Consider the following 5891-nt stretch of genomic DNA (forward strand, 5'->3'; position numbering starts at 1 on the left):
CCGCAAAGACAAAACCCCAGCACGGATGCGTGCTGGGGTTTTGTGGGATAAGAGCCTGACGATGACCTACTTTCACAGACGGGAAGTCCACTATCATCGGCGCGAAGGCGTTTCACTGTCCTGTTCGGGATGGGAAGGAGTGGGTCCACCTTGCTATGGTCGTCAAGCGTAGCTGGCTGGGCGGGCTGCGAAGGGCAGCGCGCCCGGAATTGGAAGAAGCACATCGAGCTGGCCAGGCGCGTTGGCCTGGCAGCGATTGTGAAGGTATTTATCTATTGAACGGCACTCGAACGCTATCTCATACCAGGTCTTGTATAAAACCCGCAGAGTTATAGGATCAAGCCGCACGGGCAATTAGTATCGGTTAGCTCAACGCATTACTGCGCTTCCACACCCGACCTATCAACGTTCTGGTCTCGAACGACCCTTCAGGGGGGTCTAGCCCCCGGGATACCTAATCTTCAGACGAGTTTCCCGCTTAGATGCCTTCAGCGGTTATCTCTTCCGTACTTAGCTACCCGGCAATGCCATTGGCATGACAACCGGTACACCAGAGGTACGTCCACTCCGGTCCTCTCGTACTAGGAGCAGGCTCCGTCAAGTATCCAACGCCCACGGCAGATAGGGACCAAACTGTCTCACGACGTTTTAAACCCAGCTCACGTACCTCTTTAAATGGCGAACAGCCATACCCTTGGGACCGGCTACAGCCCCAGGATGAGATGAGCCGACATCGAGGTGCCAAACACCGCCGTCGATATGAACTCTTGGGCGGTATCAGCCTGTTATCCCCAGAGTACCTTTTATCCGTTGAGCGATGGCCCTTCCATTCAGAACCACCGGATCACTATGTCCTGCTTTCGCACCTGTTCGACTTGTCAGTCTCACAGTCAAGCACGCTTATGCCATTGCACTATCAGCACGATTTCCGACCGTACCTAGCGTACCTTCGAACTCCTCCGTTACGCTTTGGGAGGAGACCGCCCCAGTCAAACTGCCTACCATGCACTGTCCCCGATCCGGATAACGGACCAAGGTTAGAACCGCAAACAAACCAGGGTGGTATTTCAAGGTCGGCTCCACCGAATCTGGCGACTCGGTTTCCGCGCCTCCCACCTATCCTACACAGGCCGGTTCACAGTCCAATGCAAAGCTACAGTAAAGGTTCATGGGGTCTTTCCGTCTAGCCGCGGGTAGATTGCATCATCACAAACACTTCAACTTCGCTGAGTCTCAGGAGGAGACAGTGTGGCCATCGTTACGCCATTCGTGCAGGTCGGAACTTACCCGACAAGGAATTTCGCTACCTTAGGACCGTTATAGTTACGGCCGCCGTTTACCGGGGCTTCGATCAAGAGCTTGCACCCCATCACTTAACCTTCCGGCACCGGGCAGGCGTCACACCCTATACGTCGACTTTCGTCTTGGCAGAGTGCTGTGTTTTTAATAAACAGTCGCAGCCACCGATTCTCTGCGGCCCCTTCAAGCTCTGCGCGCAGGCGCATCACCCTACCGGGGCATACCTTCTCCCGAAGTTACGGTATCAATTTGCCGAGTTCCTTCTCCTGAGTTCTCTCAAGCGCCTTGGAATATTCATCCCGTCCACCTGTGTCGGTTTGCGGTACGGTCTCGTACAGCTGAAGCTTAGAGGCTTTTCTTGGAACCACTTCCAATCACTTCGATCCACATGGGATCTCGTGCCACACCCTTGAATTACGCGCCCGGATTTGCCTAAAGCGCCTTCTCCAATGCAGCAACAGGGACATCCAACACCCTGATGACCTTCCGCGATCCGTCCCCCCATCGCACTGTACGACGGTGCTGGAATATTAACCAGCTTCCCATCAGCTACGCATCTCTGCCTCGCCTTAGGGGCCGACTCACCCTGCGCCGATGAACGTTGCGCAGGAAACCTTGGACTTACGGCGAGGGGGCTTTTCACCCCCTTTATCGCTACTCATGTCAGCATTCGCACTTCTGATACCTCCAGCAGCCTTTACAAGCCACCTTCGCAGGCTTACAGAACGCTCTCCTACCGCGTGTACTAAAAGTACACACCCGCAGCTTCGGTTTATCGCTTGAGCCCCGTTACATCTTCCGCGCAGGACGACTCGATCAGTGAGCTATTACGCTTTCTTTAAAGGATGGCTGCTTCTAAGCCAACCTCCTGACTGTCTATGCCTTCCCACTTCGTTTCCCACTTAGCGATAATTCGGGACCTTAGCTGGCGGTCTGGGTTGTTTCCCTCTTGAGTCCGGACGTTAGCACCCGGTGCTCTGTCTCCCAAGCTGGACTTGCGGGTATTCGGAGTTTGCCATGGTTTGGTAAGTCGCCATGACCCCCTAGCCATAACAGTGCTCTACCCCCCGCAGTCATACTTGAGGCACTACCTAAATAGTTTTCGGAGAGAACCAGCTATTTCCAGATTTGTTTAGCCTTTCACCCCTATCCACAGCTCATCCCCTAGTTTTTCAACACTAGTGGGTTCGGTCCTCCAGCACGTGTTACCGTGCCTTCAACCTGGCCATGGGTAGATCATCTGGTTTCGGGTCTACACCCAGCGACTGATTCGCCCTATTCGGACTCGCTTTCGCTACGCCTTCCCTATTCGGTTAAGCTCGCCACTGAATGTAAGTCGCTGACCCATTATACAAAAGGTACGCCGTCACCCCATTAAGAGGCTCCGACTGTTTGTATGCATACGGTTTCAGGATCTATTTCACTCCCCTTCCGGGGTTCTTTTCGCCTTTCCCTCACGGTACTGGTTCACTATCGGTCGATCACGAGTATTTAGCCTTGGAGGATGGTCCCCCCATCTTCAGACAGGATTTCACGTGTCCCGCCCTACTTCTCTTACGCCTAGTTCCACAAACCAGATTTCGTCTACAGGGCTATCACCTGCTACGGCCGGACTTTCCATTCCGTTCGACTACCTGATCTGCTAAATCGTAAAGGCTCTTCCGATTTCGCTCGCCACTACTTTCGGAATCTCGGTTGATGTCTGTTCCTCGAGTTACTGAGATGTTTCAGTTCACCCGGTTCGCCTCCGCACACCTATGGATTCAGTGTGGGATACCGCTTACGCGGTGGGTTTCCCCATTCGGACATCTGCGGATCAAAGCTTGTTTGCCAGCTCCCCGCAGCTTTTCGCAGGCTACCACGTCCTTCATCGCCTGTGATCGCCAAGGCATCCACCATATGCACTTAGTCGCTTGATCCTATAACACTACCGTCTTATAGGACGCTGATATGTTTCGCGTTTGTGCCGTTCATAAGTTTCAAAGCAGCTCTGATCATCCTTCGATCAGACCTTGAGAACTTGGAACTAAATCTATGCAATCACAACCCGTGCTCATATTCACCAGGCGCACCCGGCTACTTCATGAACACACTTTCGTTGTGCTTCTTCCAAATTGTTAAAGAACTCGTATAGCTTCATTGGGCAAAACCCAACGCGTAAGACTGACTCGCAACCCTACGCGTTGGCCTCTGGGCTCAATGGTGGAGGTGAACGGGATCGAACCGATGACATCCTGCTTGCAAAGCAGGCGCTCTCCCAGCTGAGCTACACCCCCATACCCCAACACGGATCCTCCGCATCGCGATACCTGGTGGGTCTGGTTGGATTCGAACCAACGACCCCCGCCTTATCAAGACGGTGCTCTAACCGACTGAGCTACAGACCCAAAAAACCCTCTTCGGATCAGCAGTCAGGATTGCGGCTCAGGGAGGCATTCCCCTCTCACCCACGCTCACAACCGATCCCAGCTACACATACAAACAACCGATAAGCGTGGACGCTTCAAGCAATAACAGCCAGCTCTTAAAGGAGGTGATCCAGCCGCACCTTCCGATACGGCTACCTTGTTACGACTTCACCCCAGTCATGAATCCTACCGTGGTAATCGCCCCCCTTGCGGTTAGGCTAACTACTTCTGGTAAAACCCACTCCCATGGTGTGACGGGCGGTGTGTACAAGACCCGGGAACGTATTCACCGCGACATGCTGATCCGCGATTACTAGCGATTCCGACTTCACGCAGTCGAGTTGCAGACTGCGATCCGGACTACGATCGGGTTTCTGGGATTGGCTCCCCCTTGCGGGTTGGCAGCCCTCTGTCCCGACCATTGTATGACGTGTGAAGCCCTACCCATAAGGGCCATGAGGACTTGACGTCATCCCCACCTTCCTCCGGTTTGTCACCGGCAGTCTCATTAGAGTGCCCTTTCGTAGCAACTAATGACAAGGGTTGCGCTCGTTGCGGGACTTAACCCAACATCTCACGACACGAGCTGACGACAGCCATGCAGCACCTGTGTTCCGGTTCTCTTGCGAGCACTGCCAAATCTCTTCGGCATTCCAGACATGTCAAGGGTAGGTAAGGTTTTTCGCGTTGCATCGAATTAATCCACATCATCCACCGCTTGTGCGGGTCCCCGTCAATTCCTTTGAGTTTTAATCTTGCGACCGTACTCCCCAGGCGGTCAACTTCACGCGTTAGCTGCGCTACCAAGGCCCGAAGGCCCCAACAGCTAGTTGACATCGTTTAGGGCGTGGACTACCAGGGTATCTAATCCTGTTTGCTCCCCACGCTTTCGTGCATGAGCGTCAGTGTTATCCCAGGAGGCTGCCTTCGCCATCGGTGTTCCTCCGCATCTCTACGCATTTCACTGCTACACGCGGAATTCCACCTCCCTCTGACACACTCTAGCCCGGTAGTTAAAAATGCAGTTCCAAGGTTAAGCCCTGGGATTTCACATCTTTCTTTCCGAACCGCCTGCGCACGCTTTACGCCCAGTAATTCCGATTAACGCTTGCACCCTACGTATTACCGCGGCTGCTGGCACGTAGTTAGCCGGTGCTTATTCTGCAGGTACCGTCAGTTGCCCCAGGTATTAACCAGAGCCGTTTCTTTCCTGCCAAAAGTGCTTTACAACCCGAAGGCCTTCATCGCACACGCGGGATGGCTGGATCAGGGTTGCCCCCATTGTCCAAAATTCCCCACTGCTGCCTCCCGTAGGAGTCTGGGCCGTGTCTCAGTCCCAGTGTGGCTGGTCGTCCTCTCAAACCAGCTACGGATCGTCGCCTTGGTGAGCCTTTACCCCACCAACTAGCTAATCCGATATCGGCCGCTCCAATAGTGCGAGGCCCGAAGGTCCCCCGCTTTCCCCATAAGGGCGTATGCGGTATTAGCTACGCTTTCGCGTAGTTATCCCCCGCTACTGGGCACGTTCCGATACATTACTCACCCGTTCGCCACTCGCCGCCAGACCGAAGTCCGCGCTGCCGTTCGACTTGCATGTGTAAAGCATCCCGCTAGCGTTCAATCTGAGCCAGGATCAAACTCTTCAGTTCAATCTCTGTAGTTCGCGCACCACTGCCTCAGCAATGGCACTTCGCTCAAAGAAAATGAGGTTCCTTGAATGAGCCAACATCTCTGTTTGACATTCTTGGTACTTCACTTTCATGCGAGCGCCTGATTTCTCTTTGGCTTGCAGCACCCTTGTTGCCAAGCGCGCCGCGGGCCGCATCACTCAAGCGCCCACACTTATCGGTTGTTTCGTTGTTAAAGAACAGGTACCGCTTCGTGCCGAACCCCGCTTCGCAGTTCGTTCAGCACAGAAACGAGATTATGGGGCCTTTTTTGAACCCTGTCAAATCGGCTGCGCCGCTTCGACATCCTCGCTTCCTTCCTACCTTGCCTCGCCAGCCCGCAATTTGTAAGGGTTAACCCGAACTGTATTGCCAACTGCGAAGCCCGAAATATTAGCACGATTTTTGCAGCTTGTGCAACAACGCCCGAAGGCCCCGCACCCGCCGCCGCGCACCAACACCACGGCCCCCTACCTGGATAAACCCGCCATCCCGGCAGCGAAGGAGCGAGACTATA

2 tRNA genes and 3 rRNA genes are annotated in these 5891 nt (G+C 54.1%); all 5 read right to left on the bottom strand.

Annotated elements, in window-relative coordinates:
* Positions 1-53 precede the first annotated feature (53 nt).
* A 5S ribosomal RNA gene (gene rrf / locus J2P76_RS23475) occupies positions 54-167 on the bottom strand.
* 166 nt (positions 168-333) lie between these two features.
* Positions 334-3218 (bottom strand): 23S ribosomal RNA (locus tag J2P76_RS23480).
* A 281-nt stretch (positions 3219-3499) separates the two neighbouring features.
* A tRNA-Ala gene (locus J2P76_RS23485) sits at positions 3500-3575 on the bottom strand.
* 34 nt (positions 3576-3609) lie between these two features.
* Positions 3610-3686: transfer RNA gene (locus tag J2P76_RS23490), tRNA-Ile, on the bottom strand.
* 139 nt (positions 3687-3825) lie between these two features.
* Positions 3826-5356 (bottom strand): 16S ribosomal RNA (locus J2P76_RS23495).
* The 16S, 23S and 5S rRNA genes sit together here with 2 tRNA genes alongside, the layout of an rRNA operon.
* Positions 5357-5891: the final 535 nt, after the last annotated feature.

Origin of the sequence: Bordetella petrii (genome assembly GCF_017356245.1) — a bacterium.
Classification (GTDB): Bacteria; Pseudomonadota; Gammaproteobacteria; order Burkholderiales; family Burkholderiaceae_B; genus Bordetella_A; species Bordetella_A petrii_D.